Genomic DNA, 20335 nt, shown 5'->3' with positions numbered 1-20335 from the left:
TGCCTGCTTCTTGTTATTTGCGGACCTTGAGGGCGAAGAGACCCTGCGGCCGCAGCATCAGGATTCCGACAACGGCAAGCAGCGTCAGCACCTTGGCCATCGAGCCCGACAGGAAGAACTCGAGGGTGGATTGGGTCTGCGAGATCGAGAAGGCCGATGCGATGGTGCCGAGCAGGCTTGCCGCGCCGCCGAACACGACCACGAGGAACGTATCGACGATGTAGAGCTGTCCGGAGGTCGGCCCGGTCGAGCCGATCATCGTGAAGGCGCTCCCGGCGACACCGGCAATGCCGCAGCCGAGGCCAAAAGTGTAGCGATCCACCTTTTCGGTGTTGATGCCGACGGCTCCGGCCATGATGCGGTTCTGCACGACGGCGCGCACCTGCCGGCCCCAGCGCGATTTGTACATTACGTAGGCGACGCCCACGGTGATCAGGACGGTGAGGCACATCACGAAGACGCCGTTGATCGGCACTTCGATGCTGTCGGTCACGTGCAGCGAGCCAAGCATCCATTGCGGCAGCTCGACGCCGACCTCGCGCGCGCCGAACACGGAGCGATAGGCCTGTTGCAGGATCAGGCTGAGGCCCCAGGTCGCAAGCAGCGTGTCGAGCGGGCGCTTGTAGAGGTGCCGTATCAGCACCCATTCCACCAGCATCCCCAACGCACCGGATGCGACAAAGGCCAGGATCATCGCGAGGAAGAAGTAGCCGCTGAACAGGCTCGGCAAATAGGACTGGAAGAAGCTCGAGGTCATCCAGGTGACGTAGGCCCCGAGGATCATGAACTCGCCATGGGCCATGTTGATGACGCCCATCTGGCCGAAGATGATCGCAAGTCCCAGCGCCATCAAGACGTAGACGGAGAACAGGATCAGTCCTGCAAAGCCCTGCATGACGAAGATGGAGCCAAGGTCACCAAGCGAGTAGTCGCCGAACATCGATGTCCTCCGTCGGGAAAGGGTCCCGCGTCGCGAGCAGGTTCGCGACGCGGGGGTCTTGGGCGTGGATTTGCGGTCCACGCCAGGAGAGGTTTTGTCTGAAAGGGAAGCGGCGACGAACGCCGTGACTTACTGATAGCTCTCGTCTTACTGGTAGCCCTTGGGGAACGGATCCGGCTCGACCAGATCAGCGGTCTCGTAGATCAGTTCGAACTGGCCATCGAGCTTGGCGCGTCCCACCCTGGTCTTCGACCAGAGGTGATGATTTTCGTGGATGCGCACATAGCCTTCCGGAGCGCCCTTGAACTCGATGCCTGGCGATGCCGCCGCGATCTTGTCGATGTCGAAGGAGCCCGCCTTCTCCACCGTCAACTTCCAAAGCCACGGGCCGAGATAGGCAGCCTGGGTGACGTCTCCGATCACGGTCTTCTCGCCCCACATCTTCTTGAACGCCGGGACGAAGGTCTTGTTGTTCGGATTGTCGAGCGACTGGAAGTACTTCATGCAGGCATAGGCACCCGCGATGTTCTCGCCGCCGATGCCGTCGATCTCGTCTTCCGTCACCGAGATCGTCAGCAGCGCCTGCTTGGAGAGATCAATACCGGCGGCCTTGAGCTGCTTGTAGAACGCGACGTTCGAACCGCCGACCACGTCGGTGAAGATCACGTCGGGCTTGGTCAGCTTGATCTTGTTGATGACCGAATTGAACTGGGTGTTGCCGAGCGGATAATACTCTTCGCCGACGACCTTGCCCTTCAGCACGTTCTCGACGTGCTTGCGCGCGATCTTGTTCGAGGTGCGCGGCCAGATGTAGTCAGAGCCGATGAAGAAGAACGACTTCGCACCCTTCTCCTTGGCGATCCAGTTCAGGCCGGCGAGGATCTGCTGAGTGGCTTCCTGGCCGGTATAGATCACGTTCTTGGACTGCTCGAGACCTTCGTAGAAGGTCGGGTAGTAGAGCATGCCGTTGTACTGCTCCATGACGGGCAGCACGGCCTTGCGGGACGCCGAGGTCCAGCAGCCCATGATCGCCGCGACCTTGTCGTTGACCAGCAATTTCTTGGCCTTTTCGGCAAAGGTCGGCCAGTCGCTGGCGCCGTCTTCCTGGATGAACTTGATCTTGCGCCCCAGCACGCCGCCCATGGCATTGATCTGCTCGATGGCGAGCTTTTCGGCCTCGATCGAGCCGGTCTCGGAGATCGCCATGGTGCCGGTCGCCGAATGCAGGATGCCGACCGTCACCTCGGTGTCGGTAACCGCGAGGCCCGTGGTATTGACCGCCGAGGTCGCCGGGGCCTGCGCAAAAGATGCTCGCGGCAGCATGGTGATGGCCGGCACGGCCGCCATTCCCATCAATAATTTGCGCCGGAGCGGCGATAACAGGCCCTTGTTCGCTTCGTCTGACATGAGCACCCCACTGTTGTTCGAGGACACGCGATTGGTGCCGTGAGGATGGCTCGAATTTGTGCACTGCAAGCATACGCAAGATCGCGTATACTGCACCGCAAAATGACGACGTAGGCTTTTGGTACGGGTTTTGCGAGGGGTCCGGCGCGTTCGGGAGTAGGAGTGGGGCTGAAGTGGCAGGGCGGCAGCGAATAGATCGCGTCAGGCGCCAGTACAACCAATGGGTCGCCAACCAGACGCTGGAAGACTACGCGCTGCGCTTCACCGCCAAGAGCGCGCGCCGGTGGTCCGCCGCCCGCGTCGCCAACACTGCACTGGGCGCCATCTCCTTTCTCGCGCTGGAGGCGATCGGCGGCACCATCACCCTGAACTACGGCGTTACCAACGCCACCGCCGCGATCCTCGTCGTCTCCACCATCATCTTCTGCTGCGGCGTCCCGATTGCCTATTATGCCGCCAAATGCGGCATCGACATTGACCTGCTTACCCGCGGCGCCGGCTTTGGCTATATCGGCTCGACCGTCACCTCGCTGATCTACGCCTCCTTCACCTTCATCTTCTTCGCCATCGAAGCGGTAATCCTGGCGACCGCGCTCGAGATGTGCTTCGGCATTCCGCGCCCGATCGGGTACCTCATCAGCGCGGTCGCGATCATCCCGCTTGTCACCTACGGCATCACGCTGATCAGCCGCTTCCAGCTCTGGACGCAGCCGATCTGGATCATCCTGCACATCCTGCCCTTTGCGGCGATCGCCTGGGCCAACCCTTACTCATTCACGGAGTGGCGCAAATTCGCCGGCGAGCACGGCGACGCCAGCGGACATTTCGATCTTCTGCTGTTCGGTGTCGCATCCTCCGTGGTGTTTTCGCTGGTGGCCCAGATCGGCGAGCAGGTCGACTTCCTCAGGTTCCTGCCGCGCGACCGCCGCACGTCGCGAACGTCGTGGTGGGCCGCCCTGCTGATCGCCGGCCCCGGCTGGATCATCTTCGGCGCGCTGAAACTGCTGCTGGGCTCGTTTCTCGCCTTCTTCGCGCTGAGCCACGGCCTCTCCAGCGAGCTGGCGGCCGAGCCTGCGCACATGTATCTCGAAGCGTTTCGCTACGTGCTGTCGCAGCCGGACATGGCCTTGGCACTCACCGGCGCGTTCGTGATCCTGTCGCAGCTCAAGATCAACGTCACCAACGCGTATGCCGGCTCGATCGCCTGGTCGAACTTCTTCTCGCGTCTGACGCATAGCCATCCCGGCCGGGTCGTCTGGCTGGTGTTCAACGTGATGGTGGCGCTGCTGCTGATGGAGATCGGCGTCTACAAGGCGCTGGAGCAGACGCTCGCGCTCTACTCCAATGTCGCGATCGCCTGGGTTGGCGCGCTGGTGTCCGATCTCGTGGTCAACAAGCCGCTCGGCCTGCGCCCACCGCAGATGGAGTTCAAGCGCGCCCATCTCTACGATATCAACCCGGTCGGCGTCGGCGCGATGACGATCGCGACCATCGTCTCGATCGCGGCATTCTACGGCCTGTTCGGCTCGACCATGAAAGCGCTCGCGGCCTTCGTCGCACTGACGGTCGCCTTCGTCACCGCGCCCGTCATCGCCTGGCTCACCGACGGAAAATACTACATCGCGCGCAAGCCGAAGAGGAGCTGGGCCAATATCGAATCGATCCAGTGCTGTATCTGCGAGCACCATTTCGAGCCGGAGGACATGACCTCCTGTCCTGCCTATGCCGGCCCGATCTGCTCGCTATGCTGCTCGCTCGACGCGCGCTGCCACGATTTGTGCAAACCGCATGCGCGCGCGCAGGTGCAGTTCGCCGACGCGCTCGCCAGGATCTTGCCGCAGGCGATCTATCAGCGGATCAACTCGCAGTTCGGCCATTACATCGGTGTGTTCGTGGTCTCCGCGGGCCTCGTCGCGCTGGTACTGGGGCTGATCTACCTCCAGACCTCGGTCAGCGTGCCCGGCGAGAACATGCTCGTCTCCAACGTGCTCTGGAAGGTGTTCTTCTCGCTCAGCATCATCATCGGCGTGGTCGCCTGGCTGTTCGTGCTGGCGCAGCAGAGCCGACGGGCCGCCGAGGCCGAGACCCGGCGCCAGACCACGCTGCTGATCCAGGAGATCGACGCGCACAAGCGCACCGACGCCGAGCTCCAGCGCGCCAAGGAAATCGCCGAATCCGCCAACCTCGCCAAGAGCCGCTACGTGGTGGGCCTGAGCCACGAGCTGCGCTCGCCGCTCAATGCGATCAGCGGCTATGCCCAACTCCTGGAGCAGGACACCACGCTCAACACCAAGCCGCGCGACCAGGTCCGCGTCGTCCGACGCAGCGCCGACCACCTCTCCGGCCTGATCGACGGCATTCTGGACATCTCCAAGATCGAGGCGGGGCGGCTGTACCTGTCGCGCGACGAGGTGCGCCTGACCGAGTTCCTCGACCAGCTCGTCGGCATGTTCCGCCTTCAAGCCGCCGCCAAGAGCATCGACTTCGTGTTCAGGCGGCCGGCGCATTTGCCGGTCGTGGTCTATGCCGACGAGAAGCGGCTGCGCCAGGTGCTGATCAATCTGCTGTCCAACGCGATCAAATTCACCCAGGCCGGCAGCGTCCATTTCGTGGTGCACTATCGCAGCCCGGTCGCGGAATTCGAGGTGATCGACACCGGCCCCGGCATCCAGGGCGACGATCTCGAACGCATCTTCGCACCCTTTGAACGCGGTGCGCTCGGTGTCTCGCAGCCGCAGACCGGCACCGGGCTGGGCCTGACCATCAGCCGGCTGCTCGCCGGCGTCATGGGCGGCGACATCAAGGTCTCGAGCACGGTCGGCAGCGGCAGCACGTTCAAGGTCAAGATGCTGCTCTCGGAAGTCACCAATCCGCAGCGCATTGCGCCGGTGGAGGCCCCGATCTCAGGCTATCACGGCGCGCGCAAGACCATCCTCATCACCGACGACGATCCCGTGCATCGCGACCTCCTGCGCGAGGTGTTGACACCACTCGGCTTCATCCTGCTCAGCGCGCCCGACGGCCCCGGCTGCCTGGCGCTGGCCCAGCACTGCCGGCCCGATCTGTTCCTGCTCGACATCTCCATGCCGGGCATGGACGGCTGGACGGTCGCGGAGACGCTACGCGCCAACGGCCACCATCAGGCGCGCATCCTGATGGTGTCTGCCAGCGCGCTCGAGGCCCACGGCACACCGCTGGCACAGCCTTTCCACGATGGCTATCTGATGAAGCCGATCGACATTCCCAGGCTTTTGGAAAGCATCCGCCAGCTTCTCAAGGTCGAATGGCAATACGGCTCGGAGGAGATCGCCGTGCCGCTGTGGCGGCCGGAGAGCGGCTCGCGACCGCCGGTACAACACATCGAGGCGCTGATCGGGCTCGGTCAGATCGGCTACGTCAAGGCTATCCAGTTGAAGCTGGACGAGATCGGCAGCGAGCACCCTGAACATGCCGACTTCGTCGCGGAAATGCGGTCGCTGATCGACCGCTTCGATCTCGACCAGTACATGGCCACATTGAAGACGTTGCATGCGTATGAGCACTGAGTCGAAAAAGCGAGACGTCGCGCTCGTTGTCGACGACTCCCCGGAGACGCTGCGGCTGCTTACCGACGCGCTCGACAGCGCCGGAATGACGGTGATGGTGGCGCTCGACGGCGCGGCCGCGATGCGCATCGTCGACCAGATCACGCCTGACATCGTGCTGCTCGACGCGGTGATGCCGGGCATGGACGGGTTCGAGACCTGCCGCCGCCTCAAGCGTGATGCGGGCCTTGCCAATGTCCCGGTGATCTTCATGACAGGGCTCGCCGAGACCGAGCACATCGTGCGCGGGCTGGAGGCTGGCGGCGTCGACTACGTGACCAAGCCGATCGTGATCGAGGAGATGCTGGCGCGCATCCGCGTTCATCTCGGCAACGCGCGGCTGACGCAGAGCGCGCGCGCCGCGCTCGACGTCTCCGGCCGATTCTTGTTCGCGGTCAACCGCCAGGGCAAATTGTTGTGGGCGACCCCGCAGGCGCAGAAGCTGCTGGCGGACCACCACGGCGCGCAGGCCGAGGACGACTTCGTCCTGCCGGTATCATTGCTGCAATGGCTGGAGCAGGCGAAGGGCAAGGGCAGCTCGAAGTCTCAGGCGGCTTCCTTGCCCGACAATCCTCAGCTCCGCCTGTACTACATGGGCGAGACCGCGCCGAACGAGTTCCTGCTGCGACTCTCCAGGGAATCCGGCACCGCGCCGCCACCCGAATTCACCAGTGAGCTTGGCCTCACCACCCGCGAAGGCGAGGTGCTGGCCTGGCTCAGCAAGGGCAAGACCAACCGCGACATCGCGCAGATTTTGGGCTTGAGCCCGCGCACGGTCGACAAGCATCTCGAGCAGATCTACTCCAAGCTCGGCGTCGAGAACCGGACTGCGGCTGCGGCGATTGCGACGAATGCGACAAGAAGGAATTCGTAGTCTTGCTGCGAGTGAGTTGAAACACTCCTTGCCCAACAAAAGATGTCGTCCCGGCCCAGTGCGCAATTGCGCACTGGGCCGGGACGACATTGCAATGCTTGGTTAGCGCCTAGCGGCCCTCACCCGTACACAAACTCCCCGCCATCCAGATACGTCTTCGGGATCTCGTCCTTTTCGGTCCAGTAGTCCTGGCTGTGCTGCCATTCCGGCTTGTCGCCGCGCTTGGGCAGCAGGTCCATGTTGCGCATCATGTAGCCAGGATTGAAGTTTTCCGGATCGATCCAGGGCAGGATCGGCATGTTGTGGTCTTCGGCGCGCAAGCTCACCTCGACCTTCTTCTTCCCTTTGGCCTTCATGTGACCGAGCAGACGGCAGACGAAGTCGGCGACGAGGTCGACGCGCAGCGTCCAGCTGGCGCGGAAATAGCCGAACACCCAGACCATGTTCGGCACGCCCGTGAACATCATGCCGCGATAGGTGACGGTGTCGCCGAAGGCGAGCGGCTTGCCGTCGACCTCGAAGGCGATGTCGCCGAGCGCCGCGAGATTGAAGCCGGTTGCGGTGACGATGATGTCGGCTTCGAGCAGCTTGCCGGATTTGAGCTGGATACCGTTCTCGACGAAACATTCGATGTCGTCGGTGACGACGGACGCCTTGCCGCTGGCGATCCCCTTGAACAGATCGGCATCCGGCACGAAGGCGATGCGCTGCCGCCATGGCCGGTAGCTCGGCGTGAAATGGGTGTCGACATCGTACTCCGGACCGAGCACCGCGCTGATCTGGCCGATCAGCTCCTTTTTCACCTGCTCGGGTTTTGACAAGCAAAGCTTGGTGAACGCATCCTGCTCGAACAGGATCTTTCGCCGGACAATCTCGTGGATCCAGGCCTCGTCGACCTGCAGCCGGCGCAGCTCCTCCGCGATCTCGATGGCGTTGCGGCCGAGACGGAAATAGGTCGGCGAACGCTGCAGCATCGTGACATGCGCGCATTTGTCGGCAATGTTCGGCACCAGCGTCGCCGCCGTCGCGCCGGAGCCGATCACGACGACCTTCTTGTTCGCGAGGTCGATATCATCAGGCCAGGTCTGCGGATGAACGATGCGGCCCTTGAAGCGATCGGTACCTTTCCATTCCGGCGTATAGCCTTCCGAATGGCGGTAATAGCCCTGGCACATCCAGAGGAAGTTCGCCGTGAAAGTTTTTGGCTCGCCGGTGTCGGTCGTCACCGCCTCGATGGTCCAGAGGTTCTGCTCGCTCGACCAGCTCGCCGAATTGATCCTGTGCTTGTAGCGGATATGCCGCGCGATATCGTTTTCGTCGATCACCTCGTTCATGTAGGCGAGGATTTCGTCGGCGGTCGCGATCGGCGGCCCGACCCAGGGCTTGAAGCTATAACCGAAGGTGTGGAGATCGCTGTCGGAGCGGATGCCGGGATAGCGATGCGTGGTCCACGTGCCGCCGAACGTCGCCTGCGTTTCCAGGATGACGAAGCTCGCACCGGGAAGCTGCTTGGTCATGTGATAGGCGCTGCCGATGCCCGAGATACCGGCGCCGACGATCAGCACGTCGAAATGTTCAGAAGCCTGTTTGGCCGTGGCGTGACTGCGAACAGCGACATTCATTGTTGCTTCTATGCCTTGCTTGTTTTTGTGGCCGCCCTTGATTGGGCGGCGCGTTTCCTCCGCGACGGACGTGGTCGCCCAGCGCGCTTCCGCTTCAAGATGACATAGATCAGGACGCGGTCAAATCACAGCGTCGCACCCCAGCTCCGCGCGGTCTGCAAGATCCAGTCGCGATAGAGCGTGAGCGGCGTGACTCCGGTCAGCCCGCCGCAGCCGGCCGCTCCGTTCGGCCCCGTGGACCAGCTGATCACGCCGACGAGCACGGCTCCGGCCGGCTTGTCCTCGAACACGGGACCGCCGGAATCACCGGTGCAGGCGCCAATTCCGTCGCGAACACCGTTGGTTACGGGGTCGACCAACCGGATCTGGAGCGTGCCGGGCCGCCCCGTCGCAACGAGGCCGGCAACACGCGTCGCGCCGCCACTCTTGCCGTCGCCACGCACGGTGACGCCGATACCGGCGATGACGAAGCGGCTGCCGACCTGGATCGGAATATTCGGCGCACCGACCGGTACCGTCGATTTTCCCTTCAATGGAATTTCCAGCTGCAGCAGCGCCAGGTCGGCGGTAGCGCGATGCCCTTGCATCGCCTGCATGTTGAAACTCGGATGGATCGCGACGGTGCGGACATTCAGCAGTTGCGGCTGCCCGTCGGTGCCGCGGTCGACGATCTTGTAGTCCGCGCCGGGCTGCACGCAGTGGGCAACGGTGAGCACCAGCTTTGGCGCAACCAGGGTGCCGGTACAGAAATTGCCGCGCGAGCCGACGATGGTGACGACGGCGCGCGCGACGCCATCGGCCTGCGGCGTGCCGCCGCCAACGATGGCATAAGCGGGCGTGGCCAGCAGCAGCGCCGCTGTAATGATCGTTGCAAGCTTTTTCATGGGAACACGCTTCGGCATCGGTGACGGCGGCGGGATGGCTTCGGACTGGCTCTTGCCGATAGCGCATGCTAGCGCTCTTGGAAAGGAATTGACGAGGGCGGGATCTTGACGATCGAGGCTGTGATCTTTGATTTTGGCGGCGTGCTGACGAGTTCGCCGTTTGAGGCGTTCACGCGGTTCGAGACAGAGCGTGGCCTGCCCATCGACATCATCCGGCGCACCAACGCCGCCAATCATCTGGAAAATGCCTGGGCCAAGTTCGAGCGCGCCGAGGTCGATATCGACACGTTCGATCATTTGTTCGCAACGGAGTCGCTGGCGCTCGGCGCGGAGGTGCGCGGCCGCGATGTGCTCCCGCTGCTTCAGGGCGATCTGCGCCCCGAGATGGCGGAAGCGCTGAAGCGTATCAAGGCCCAATTCAAGACCGGCTGCATTACCAACAATCTGCCGGCCAATGCGATCGGCAGCATGACCGGCCGCTCACTCTATGTCGCCGAGGTGATGGTGCTGTTCGACCATGTGATCGAGTCCGCCAAGATCGGCCTGCGCAAGCCGGACCCGCGCATTTATCAGCTGATGGTCGAGACACTGAAGGTTGATCCGAAGAATTGCGTCTATCTCGACGATCTCGGCGTCAATCTGAAGCCCGCGCGCGAGATGGGCATGACGACGGTCAAGGTGACCAGCGGCGCCCAGGCGATCGCCGAGCTCGAGGCCGCGACGGGATTGAAGCTGAGCTAGAGCGTCATTCTCCGTAATTGCGAGCTATCGCCGAACCAGACCTACTCCGCCGCGGCTGCGATCCGCTCCGGAAACGCCGCGGCAAGTGACGCGCGATCGGCTTTCAACACGCCTCGCTCGGTGATGAGGCCGGTGACGAGCCGCGCTGGGGTCACGTCGAAGGCATAATTCGCGACCGGCGAGCCCTCCGGCACGATGCGTATCGTCTCAAGCCTTCCGTCTGCGGTGCGGCCGGTCATGTCGGTGACCTCCTTGCCGCTGCGCTGCTCGATCGGGATGTCGCGGACGCCGTCATCAACGGCAAAATCGATCGTCGGCGACGGCAGCGCGACATAGAACGGCACGTTATTGTCGTGAGCGGCGAGCGCCTTCAAATATGTGCCGATCTTGTTGCAGACGTCGCCATTGGCGGCAACGCGATCGGTGCCGACGATGGCGAGATCGACCATGCCGTGCTGCATCAGATGCCCGCCGGTGTTGTCCGGTATGACCGTATGCGCCACGCCGTGATGGCCGAGCTCCCAGGCCGTGAGCGAGGCGCCCTGGTTGCGCGGACGCGTCTCGTCGACCCACACATGGACCTTGATGCCGCGCTCGTGCGCGAGATAGATCGGCGCCGTCGCCGTGCCCCAATCGACGGTCGCAAGCCAGCCGGCATTGCAATGGGTCAGCAAATTGACCGTCTCGCCCGGCTTCTTCCTTGCGACGATCGCCTCGATGAGTTTCAGGCCGTTGCCGGCGATGCCGCGGTTGATCTCGACGTCCTGCTCGACGATCTCGTCGGCGCGCGCATAGGCAGCTTCGGCCCGCTCTAGCGGATCGATCGGCGCGAGGCTCGCGCGCATCTCGTCCAGGGCCCATTTCAGATTGATCGCGGTCGGCCGCGCCACCACGAGCGTGTCGTAGGCACGCTTCAGGCCGGCGTCGGAGGCGTCCTCGCGCATCGCCAGCGCCATGCCGTAGGCTGCGGTTGCGCCGATCAGCGGCGCACCGCGCACCAGCATGTCGCGGATGGCGAGGGCCGCGTCCTCGCATGAGATCAGCTTCGCAACGATGAACTCGTGCGGCAGCCGGCGCTGGTCGATCGCTCCGACCGACCAGCCGTCGCGCTCGCGCCAGATGCTACGGAAATGCTTGCCGTCGACCTTCATGGCATTCTGCCTTTCGTATCAAGTTTGCAGGATGCGCCCGGCCACCGCATCGAGCTTCTTCAAGAGCTCGGGATCGCGCGCCTCGGGCGCGGTGATCAGTGCGGTATCGAGCGCGCGGTCCGAGCCGATCGGGCACGGCTCATGCTCGCGCGGGAAGTCTTTCGCCAGCCGGGCCACCAGCGCTTTTGCCTTGTCGGCGTTCGAGTTCAGAACGCGGATGATGTCCTGCACGGTGACGGCGTCGTGATCGGGATGCCAGCAATCGAAATCCGTCACCATCGCGACGGTGGCGTAGCAAAGCTCGGCCTCACGCGCGAGTTTCGCCTCGGGCATGTTGGTCATGCCGATCACGGAATAACCAAGCGTCTTGTAGGTCGTGCTTTCCGCATAGGTCGAGAATTGCGGTCCCTCCATGCAGACATAGGTGCCGCCGCGCGCAAACGCGATGCCCTCGGCTTCGGCCGCCATGGCAAGATGGATGCGCAGCCGCGGCGAGACCGGGTGCGCCATCGACACATGCGCGACGCATCCCCTCCCGAAGAACGAGCTCTCGCGTTTGTGGGTACGATCGACGAACTGATCGACGAGAACGAAGGTTCCCGGCGGCAGTTCCTCCCTGAACGAGCCACAGGCCGACAGCGAGATCAGGTCGGTGACCCCGGCGCGCTTGAGGACGTCGATATTGGCGCGATAATTGATGTCGGAGGGCGACAGCCGGTGGCCCTTGTCGTGGCGCGGCAGGAACACGATCGGCAAGCCGGCAATTGAGCCGCGCCGCAGGGGCGCCGACGGCTCACCCCAGGGGCTTTTGATCACCTCTTCGCGAGCGTCCTCCAGCCCCGGCAGATCGTAGATGCCGGAGCCGCCGATGATGCCCAATACCGCCTGCGTCATACCTGCTCCACCCCGTTCGCGCCTTCGCAATCCCGTGGGGAAGCTATGCCAGTTTTACGTCGGTTTTGGAACGGGTGATGGGGTCAGGAAGTGCCGTCAGGAGGATGCGCGCCAGCGCGCCTGATTATGCCGCGGCCGCCGACTGCAGCTGGGTCGCGACCATACGCTCCAGCGTCTCGACCGACTGGAAGTTCTCCGGTGTGATCTCGGACTGGGGAATCGTGAAGTCGAACTCGGCTTCGACGCCGAGCATCAGATTGACCATGTCCATCGAGGTCAGGCCGACGTCGACGAGCTTGGCCTGCGGCGTGACCTCGGCGGAGAGCGAATTCTGGGCGAGGATGCCCTTCACCAGCTTGATGATGCGATTGCGCAACTCGGTATCGAAAGCCTGCATCGGTAAATTCCCATCTGTCGACAAAGGTCGGACTGGTTGCCGGCTACGATGGGCACGGCGGGCCGATCCCGCAATGGACACCACCATTACTTCGCGTTTCTTAGTAAACGACGACTCAGATTGTCTGGATTTCCGGCTTCTTACAGATCCCTAACGCGATCGCGGGAATCCGGACGATGCAAACAACCCGAACTTAACTGTTCGTTCGGAATTGGGCTTTGTTTACCCTCTATTTCATCGACGAATTTGAATTAAATCCGTAGCCTCATCTCATAAGCAAAGATGGTCGAAGGATCGCTCAAGCGGCATCGCGAATGATGCCGGCGATCCTGAACGGCAAACCGGAGGCGGACGAGTATGAACGTGCGTGAAGCAGTCCTCACTGTCGACGAGACGCAGACGAGCTTTCTTGAGCATGGTCCCTCCCTCGTCGAACGCGCCGCCCGGACCGCCACCGTGGCGGCAGCCGACGCCGACGGGGTCGATCGCGATGCCCGCTTCCCTCACAAGGCTTTCGAGGTTGCGCGTGAGCAGAAGCTGCTCGGCGTCATGATCCCGGCCGAGTTCGGCGGCTTCGGTGCCTCGATCCACGACGTCACCGACGTCTGCTACACGCTCGGACGCGCCTGCGCCTCCACGGCGATGATCTACGCCATGCACACGACAAAGGTCGCCTGCGTCGTCAGGCACGGCCACGGCATCCCCTGGATGGAAACCATGATGCGCCGGGTCGCGCGCGACCAGTGGCTGCTCGCCTCCTCCACCACCGAAGGCCAGAACGGCGGAAACATCCGCGCTAGCGCCGCCGCCGTCGACGTCGCCGGCGACACCGTCTCGCTGCTGCGCGATGCCACCGTGATCTCCTACGGCGCCGAGGCCGACGGCCTCGTGACCATCGCCCGCCGCGCCACCGACGCTTCTGCGTCCGACCAGGTTCTTCTGGCGCTCGCCAGGGACGATTATTCGCTGAAGCGGACGCTGGGCTGGGAAACGCTCGGCATGCGCGGCACCTGCTCGACCGGTTTCGAGTTGAAGGTCGACTGCCCGACCGACCGCGTCTTCCCGGAATCCTACGACAAGATCCACGCCCAGACCATGACGCCGTTCGCGCATCTGTGCTGGTCCTCGGCCTGGGCTGGTATCGCTGCAGCCGCCGTCACCCGTGCGCAGGCCTTCGTTCGCAAGGCGGCCCGCACCTCAGGCGGCCAGATGCCGCCGGCGGCCGCGCATTTCACCGCCGCCAAGATGTCGCTGGCCAAGCTGCGGGCACTGATATCAGCCAATATCGACGCCTTTGCTCGCGCCGAACACGACGAACGCGCGCTCGGCTCGCTCGACTTCCAGTCTTCGATCACGCTTCTGAAGGTGCAGGCCTCGGAGCTCGCGGTCGAGACCGTGATGCATGCGATGCGCACCGCAGGCCTTTCCGGCTACCGCAACGACGGTGAGTTCACCATGGGCCGCCACCTGCGCGACGTGCTGTCGTCGCCGATCATGATCAACAACGACCGCATTCTGGCCAATGCCGCAACATCGACCCTGATGAGCGGCGTGCCATTGAGCCTTCACGACTGACGTCCTTTTCCTAACTGACGCGCCTTGGCGACCAAACCAACAAGAACAATTTTGAGATAGCAGGACATCGAACCATGAACATTGCCGTCCTTCCCAATTCGCCCGAGACCGCCCCGCAAATCGCGGATCCGCTCGATCATCTCGCCGACAAGCTGTTCCACCCCATGGGCTCGGACGGCGTCTACGCCCGCACCGCGCTTTATGAAGGCATCGTCGAAAAGCTCGCCGCGCTGATCACGAGCCATCGTGAGGCCGGCACCGAGGTGATGCGCTTCCCGCCGGTGATGAGCCGTTCACAGCTCGAGAAGTCCGGTTATCTCAAGAGCTTTCCGAACCTGCTCGGTTGCGTCTGCGGCCTGCACGGCACCGAGCGCGAGATCAACGCCGCGGTCAGCCGCTTCGATGCCGGCGGTGACTGGACCAGCTCGCTCTCGCCGGCAGACCTCGTGCTGTCGCCGGCGGCCTGCTATCCCGTCTATCCGATCGCGGCGAGCCGCGGCCAGTTGCCGAAGGGCGGCCTGCGCTTCGACGTCGCCGCCGACTGCTTCCGCCGCGAGCCGTCAAAACATCTCGACCGGCTGCAATCGTTCCGGATGCGGGAATATGTCTGCATCGGCAGCCCCGACGACGTCGCCGATTTCCGCGAGCGCTGGATGGTGCGCGCGCAGGCGATTGCGACCGATCTCGGTCTCACCTTCCGCGTCGATTATGCCAGCGATCCGTTCTTCGGCCGCGTCGGTCAGATGAAGGCGGTGAGCCAAAAGCAGCAGCAGCTCAAGTTCGAACTGCTGATCCCGCTGCGCTCGGAAGAGCAGCCGACGGCCTGCATGAGCTTCAATTATCACCGCGAGCATTTCGGCACGACCTGGGACATCAAGGACGCCAATGGCGAGCCGGCCCACACCGGCTGCGTCGCCTTCGGCATGGACCGCCTGGCTGTCGCCATGTTCCACACCCACGGCACCGATCCTTCCGCCTGGCCCGCCAAGGTGCGGGAGATCATGGGCCTGCAGCCGCAGATCGCGGCCGATGCCCACGGCGAAGGCTGGCGCTAACGGACGAGGCCGGCCATTTCCACGGGAAAGACGAGCGTGATCCATACCAAGGTCCGATGCCGCGAGATCACCGAGTCCGACGTCGATACGGTCGCGGACTTGCTGACGCGCGGCTTCGTCGGCCGCTCGCGCGGCTACTGGATCCAGGGCCTGCGCCGGCAGGCCTTCCGACCGGTACCGGAAGGCTATCCGCGCTTCGGCTATATGCTCGACAATGACGGCACGCCGGTCGGCGTGCTGCTGCTGATCTACACGGCGCGGAGGGACGGCGATGAGACCGCCATCCAGTGCAATTTGTCGAGCTGGTATGTCGACCCGGCCTACCGCAACTACGCCCCGCTCCTGACCAAGATCGCGCAGCGCCACAAGGACGTCACCTATCTCAACATCAGCCCGGCGCCGTGGACCTGGCCGATCATCGAGACGCAGGGCTTTCGCGCCTATTGCCGTGGCATCTTCTTCTCGGTGCCAGCGCTGGCGCGCGTCCCACGCTGGAGCAAGATCGAGGTCATCTCGCAGCACGCCAAGACGATCGACGGGCTTTCCGATGCCGAGACCGATCTCTTGACGCGGCATGCGCGCTACAATTGCCTCAGCCTGGTCTGCCGCACGCCGAAGGGAACGTTCCCCTTCATCCTGCAACCGGTGCGCATCCGCCGTGGCATCATTGCGCCGCCCGCGATGAAGCTGATCTACTGCCGCAACGCAGCCGAATACACCGAATGCGCAGGCCGCATCGGCCGGCTGCTGCTGCGGCTCGGCAAGATCGCGGTCGCCGTCGATTCCAACGGCCCGGTTCCCGGCCTCGTCGGCATCTACACCGAGCGTCGCGGCCGCAAATATTTCAAGGGCCCACACCGGCCGCAGCTCGCCGATCTCACGGATACGGAACTCGTGCTGTACGGGCCGTAGGCCCCGTTTGGGCCGGACATTCGATGTCATCCGGGCCCAACGCGCAATTGCGCAGGTCGACCGGCCGACGGTACATTGCCCCCCTTCACATTGGCAGGATCCTGCATCGTCGGTCACCCTCCGTAAACTACGGCGCTTAAGGGAATTTTCCCGCCTCTTCGCTAGCCTCGGCGGCTGAATTACATCGCGTTAAGTCTATTGCCCGCCGAGACCCGCCGCCCATGACGTCGATCCGCGACAACGAGCTTGATGCACGCCGCGAGCAGGGCCCGAAGGCCCTGGTCGGGCTGAGCCAGCTTGCGCTCGACCACATGGAGCAAGGCGTCTGCGTCTACGATGCCGGCAACCGGATCGTGCTGGTCAATCAGCGCTACCTCAGCCTGTTCAACATGTCGGCCGAAATCGTGCGGGTCGGCACGAGCTACCGTGACGTGCTCGCCCACAGCGTGGCCCTCGGCAACATCCCTGCAGGGGAAGTCGACGCACTCTATGCCGCCCGCATGGCGCGGATCGCAGCCGGCCAGCCGTTCCGGACTCAGCAGACGCTCGCGAGCGGCCTGGTCATGGCGCTCGAGCTAAAACCGCTTCCCGGCGGCGGCTGGATGACGATCTGCGACGACGTCAGCCGCCTCGCCCGGGTCGAAGCGGAACTGCGCGTGCAGACCGAGCGCAGCCAGCACGCGCTCGCCAACATGTCGCACGGGTTGATCATGTACGATGCCAACAGTCGCGTCGTCGTCTGCAACGATCGCTTCCTGAGCCTCTACAATCTCGACCCGGACATCGTGAAGCCGGGCGTCTCGCACGACACGGTCATCGATCACTGGCTTTCGCGCGGCAACCTGCCGGGGATGCCGGGCGAGGAATTCCACGACACCAGGCTGGAGGACGTCCGCATCAGGAAGGCGAAAACCCTGCTGGTGATGCGCTATGACGGACGGATGGTGCAGGCGATCTCCCGTTTCCTGCCCGACGGCGGCTGGGTGACGGTGCACGAAGACGTCACCGAGCGGCTGCAATACGAGGAAATGCTGAGGCAGCAGAATTTCATGCTCGATGCGGCGCTGGAGAACATGGCGCACGGGCTCGCCTTCTACGACAGCGACATGCGCCTGCGCATCTGCAACATCACCTACCGGAAGATCTATCGGCTGTCGCCGGAGGAAGCCAAGCCAGGCACGCATCTCGGCGAACTGATCGAACGCTCGATGGCAAACGGCGCGTTCTCTTCCGAGTATAGCCCGCAACAACTCCTGGAAGTCGCCAGCGCAAGGATTGCCGACCGCAACTCCTCGCCGATACGCCGGCGGATGTCGAACGACACTACGATCTCGGTGCGCTATTGCGCCTTGGCCGAGGGTGGATTTGTGGCCACCTACGAGGACATCACCGAGCGCGAGCACGCAGTCGAGGAGCTGAGCGAGCAGTATCGGCGCTTCGACGCGGCCCTGAACAACATGAGCCAGGGCCTGTGTATGCTCGATTCGAGCTTGCGCGTCATCGTCTGCAATCGGCGCTACATCGAGATGTACGGACTGTCACCCGAATTGGTGAAGCCGGGTGTGTCGATGCGCGAGATCATGGAGCACAGCTGCGAGCTCGGCATCCATCCAAACACCACCGCCGCGCGGCTCTATGCCGACTATGTCGAGAGGCTGCGCGAGGGCGAGCACACGCTGCACCGCTATTTGGGCGACGGCCGCATCATCAAGCTCAATCACAAGCGAATGGAGCATGGCGGCTGGGTCGTCACCTATGAGGATGTCACCGAACGCCACAAGGCCCAGGCCCGCGTGGCGCACATGGCGCGGCACGATTCACTCACCGACCTGCCCAATCGCACTCTGTTCCGCGAGAAGATGGGCGAGGGACTGAACCAGGTCGCGATCGCCGGCGGCGCGATGGCCGTGCTGTGCTTCGACCTCGACAATTTCAAGACCGTCAACGATCGCCTCGGCCACGCGGCCGGCGACCGCCTGTTGCGCTGGGTCGCGGCGCAGCTGAAGGAGAATGTCGGCGAGCACGACACCGTCGCGCGGCTCGGTGGCGACGAGTTCGCGGTTCTCCAGCGCGGGCCGCAGCCGCAATCGGCGGAAAGGCTCGCGCGCCGCCTGGTCGAGCTCATCGGTCACCCGCCGCCGCTGGAGCACCAGTCGATGCATGTTGGCGTCTCCGTCGGCATCGCAATCGCGCCCGATCATGGGCTCGACGCCGACCAGCTGATGAAATGCGCCGACCTCGCGCTGTACCAGGCCAAGGCCAAGGGGCGCGGCGCCTATCAGCTGTTCGAGCCCGAAATGGAGAAAGAGGCTCGCAGCCGGCACGCGCTCGAGCACGATCTGCGCGGCGCGCTGGAGGCCCGTGAATTCCACCTGGCATTCCAGCCGCAGGTGCGGCTCGACACCACCGAACTTACCGGCTTCGAGGCGCTGCTGCGCTGGAAACATCCCTCGCGCGGCCTCGTCTCACCGGCGGAATTCATTCCGATTGCGGAAGAGAACGGCCTGATCGTTCCGATCGGCGAGTGGGTGCTGCGCACGGCCTGCGCGACCGCCGCGACATGGCCCGATCTCACCGTCGCCGTGAACCTGTCGCCGGTGCAATTCCGCTCGCGCGGGCTGGTGACGATGGTGACGAGCACGCTTGCGGAGGCCGGCCTGCCACCGCATCGGCTCGAGCTCGAGCTCACCGAGACGGCGCTGCTCGACGACAGCGAGGCGACGATCGAGATCCTGCACCAGCTCCGCGCGTTGGGGGTGCGCGTCAGCCTCGACGATTTCGGCGTCGGCTATTCTTCGCTGAGCTATTTGCGCAGATTTCCGTTCGATCGTATCAAGATCGACCGCTCCTTCGTCGGCACGATCAGTGAAAGCCCGGAGAGTGTGGCGATCGTCCGCACCATCGCCAGCCTCGGCTCGGTGCTCGGCGTCGAGACCACGGCGGAGGGTGTGGAGACGATTGAACAACTCGACTTCGTCCGCGAATGCGGCTGCACCGCCGTGCAGGGATATTATTTCGGCAAGCCCTCCCCGGCCGCGGAGGTCGGACGCGTGATCGAGACGCTGAGCGCAGTACGCCGCGTGGCGTAAGGGCCCCACCGAAGGCAAATTCCGTATCTCGGCACGCCTTCAAACGACCAATTGTCGCACGTGCGCTTTTCGGCGGGATCACCGTATCGCGCCCGCGCAATGCGCTTTTCTTCTCCCAAGAATTCGGGGACAATCCCGTCATAACAATGAGAAACGGCGGCCCGAACCAGGCCACCGCGAGGGAGGAGTTTCGATGTCGCGATACGGGCTGAAGACAATCGCCTTTGCCGCCATGCATGCCGTTGTGAGCGCGCTGCTCGCAACCGCCGCCGGTGCGCAGGATTATCCCACCAAACCGGTGACGCTGATCGTGCCATGGCCCGCCGGCGGATCGACCGACATCTCGATGCGCGCGATCGCCGACAGTGCGTCTAAGGTCCTGGGGCAGCCGATCGTGATCGACAACAAGGCCGGCGGCGGCGGCACTGTTGGACCTGCCACCATGGCCGCGGCTGCGAAGCCGGACGGCTACACCATCTCACAGCTTCCGATCACCGTCTTCCGCCTGCCCCTGATGCAGGAGGTGTCCTGGGATCCGGCGAAGGACTTCACCTATATCGTTCACCTCACCGGCTACACCTTCGGCGTAACGACCAGCGCCGAGTCGCAGTTCAAGTCCTGGAAAGACGTGGTCGAGTTCGCGAAGGCAAATCCGGGCAAGGTGACCTACGCGACGCCGGGCACAGGCACCTCGCTTCACATCGGCATGGAGCAAATCGCCGCGATGTCCAGCATCAAGCTCACGCAGGTGCCGTTCAAGGGCGGGGCAGAGACCAACGCCGCGGTACTCGGCCAACACACCATGCTGCAAGCCGACTCCACCGGTTGGCGGCCCTTGGTTGACGCCGGCAAGCTGAAGCTTCTCATGGTGTGGACCGGCGCGCGATCGCCGAATTATCCTGACGTGCCAACGCTGAAGGAACTCGGCTATCCCATGGTCTATGATTCCCCGTTCGGCATCGCAGGCCCCAAAGGCATGGATCCCAAGATCGTCGCCAAGCTGCACGACGCCTTCAAGAAGGCGGTCGAGGACCCCGCGGTGATCGCCACGCTCGCCAAATACGACATGGTGCCGAGCTACAAGAATACCGAGGACTACAAAAAGTTCGTCGTCGAGGTCACGGAGTCAGAGCGCAAGGTGATCGACACGCTCGGGCTTGCGAAGAAGTAGGATTGAGCCACTTTCGTGTCCCGGATCTGCAGCACACCG

15 protein-coding genes are annotated in these 20335 nt (G+C 63.6%); 8 read left to right on the top strand and 7 right to left on the bottom strand.

Going from position 1 to position 20335, the window contains the following annotated elements:
* Positions 1 to 13: 13 nt before the first annotated feature.
* Positions 14 to 940 (bottom strand): urea ABC transporter permease subunit UrtB, encoded by a 927-nt coding sequence (gene urtB / locus IVB41_RS03285; protein WP_018455942.1) that lies wholly within the window; start codon positions 938 to 940, stop codon positions 14 to 16.
* A gap of 147 nt (positions 941 to 1087) precedes the next feature.
* Entirely contained in the window at positions 1088 to 2347 is a 1260-nt protein-coding gene (urtA, locus tag IVB41_RS03280; RefSeq protein WP_018455941.1) for an urea ABC transporter substrate-binding protein, read from the bottom strand.
* A 173-nt stretch (positions 2348 to 2520) separates the two neighbouring features.
* Between urtA and IVB41_RS03275 the strand changes: the two genes are divergently transcribed.
* Together IVB41_RS03275 and IVB41_RS03270 are read left to right on the top strand one after the other, a co-directional pair.
* Positions 2521 to 5892 (top strand): ATP-binding protein, encoded by a 3372-nt coding sequence (locus IVB41_RS03275; RefSeq protein WP_247426609.1) that lies wholly within the window; start codon positions 2521 to 2523, stop codon positions 5890 to 5892.
* Positions 5876 to 6805 carry a response regulator transcription factor gene (locus IVB41_RS03270; RefSeq protein ID WP_247426606.1) on the top strand — a complete coding sequence of 310 codons (930 nt, stop codon included), beginning with the start codon at positions 5876 to 5878 and terminating at the stop codon, positions 6803 to 6805. Before IVB41_RS03275 ends, IVB41_RS03270 begins: the two co-directional genes overlap by 17 nt.
* Positions 6806 to 6924: 119 nt before the next feature.
* On the opposite strand, the gene IVB41_RS03265 is transcribed toward IVB41_RS03270, so the two are convergent.
* Both IVB41_RS03265 and IVB41_RS03260 read right to left on the bottom strand, forming a co-directional pair.
* Positions 6925 to 8427, bottom strand: coding sequence for an NAD(P)/FAD-dependent oxidoreductase (locus IVB41_RS03265; RefSeq protein WP_247426603.1), 1503 nt, complete (start codon positions 8425 to 8427; stop codon positions 6925 to 6927).
* Positions 8428 to 8552: 125 nt separating this feature from the next.
* Entirely contained in the window at positions 8553 to 9311 is a 759-nt protein-coding gene (locus IVB41_RS03260) for a trypsin-like serine protease (RefSeq protein ID WP_247426598.1), read from the bottom strand.
* A 105-nt stretch (positions 9312 to 9416) separates the two neighbouring features.
* Between IVB41_RS03260 and IVB41_RS03255 the strand changes: the two genes are divergently transcribed.
* Complete coding sequence (locus IVB41_RS03255) at positions 9417 to 10052, top strand: HAD-IA family hydrolase (protein WP_247426595.1); 636 nt, start codon at positions 9417 to 9419, stop codon at positions 10050 to 10052.
* 41 nt (positions 10053 to 10093) lie between these two features.
* On the opposite strand, the gene mtnA is transcribed toward IVB41_RS03255, so the two are convergent.
* The 3 genes from mtnA to IVB41_RS03240 all read right to left on the bottom strand — a co-directional run bounded on the left by mtnA (position 10094) and on the right by IVB41_RS03240 (position 12494).
* Entirely contained in the window at positions 10094 to 11203 is a 1110-nt protein-coding gene (gene mtnA / locus IVB41_RS03250; RefSeq protein ID WP_027566005.1) for an S-methyl-5-thioribose-1-phosphate isomerase, read from the bottom strand.
* Positions 11204 to 11221: 18 nt separating this feature from the next.
* On the bottom strand, positions 11222 to 12097 hold the full coding sequence (locus IVB41_RS03245; RefSeq protein ID WP_027566006.1) for an S-methyl-5'-thioadenosine phosphorylase: 876 nt from the start codon (positions 12095 to 12097) through the stop codon (positions 11222 to 11224).
* 124 nt (positions 12098 to 12221) lie between these two features.
* Positions 12222 to 12494 (bottom strand): phosphopantetheine-binding protein, encoded by a 273-nt coding sequence (locus tag IVB41_RS03240; protein WP_027566007.1) that lies wholly within the window; start codon positions 12492 to 12494, stop codon positions 12222 to 12224.
* A gap of 357 nt (positions 12495 to 12851) precedes the next feature.
* On the opposite strand from IVB41_RS03240, the gene IVB41_RS03235 reads away from it, so the two are divergent.
* The 5 genes from IVB41_RS03235 (at position 12852) to IVB41_RS03215 (ending at position 20296) form a co-directional block, all read left to right on the top strand.
* The gene (locus IVB41_RS03235; RefSeq protein ID WP_027566008.1) at positions 12852 to 14069 is read left to right on the top strand and encodes an acyl-CoA dehydrogenase family protein; all 1218 of its coding nucleotides are present in this window, start codon (positions 12852 to 12854) and stop codon (positions 14067 to 14069) included.
* Positions 14070 to 14143: 74 nt separating this feature from the next.
* Positions 14144 to 15124 carry an amino acid--[acyl-carrier-protein] ligase gene (locus IVB41_RS03230; protein ID WP_027566009.1) on the top strand — a complete coding sequence of 327 codons (981 nt, stop codon included), beginning with the start codon at positions 14144 to 14146 and terminating at the stop codon, positions 15122 to 15124.
* A gap of 36 nt (positions 15125 to 15160) precedes the next feature.
* Positions 15161 to 16036 (top strand): acyl-CoA acyltransferase, encoded by an 876-nt coding sequence (locus tag IVB41_RS03225; RefSeq protein ID WP_247426591.1) that lies wholly within the window; start codon positions 15161 to 15163, stop codon positions 16034 to 16036.
* A gap of 221 nt (positions 16037 to 16257) precedes the next feature.
* Positions 16258 to 19125, top strand: a complete 2868-nt coding sequence (locus tag IVB41_RS03220; protein ID WP_247426588.1) for a PAS-domain containing protein — start codon at positions 16258 to 16260, stop codon at positions 19123 to 19125.
* Positions 19126 to 19318: 193 nt separating this feature from the next.
* Positions 19319 to 20296 (top strand): tripartite tricarboxylate transporter substrate binding protein, encoded by a 978-nt coding sequence (locus IVB41_RS03215; protein WP_247426584.1) that lies wholly within the window; start codon positions 19319 to 19321, stop codon positions 20294 to 20296.
* Positions 20297 to 20335: the final 39 nt, after the last annotated feature.

It is taken from the genome of Bradyrhizobium sp. 44 (assembly GCF_023073095.1).
Classification (GTDB): Bacteria; Pseudomonadota; Alphaproteobacteria; order Rhizobiales; family Xanthobacteraceae; genus Bradyrhizobium.
This window is presented reverse-complemented; position numbering and strand designations above follow the sequence as displayed.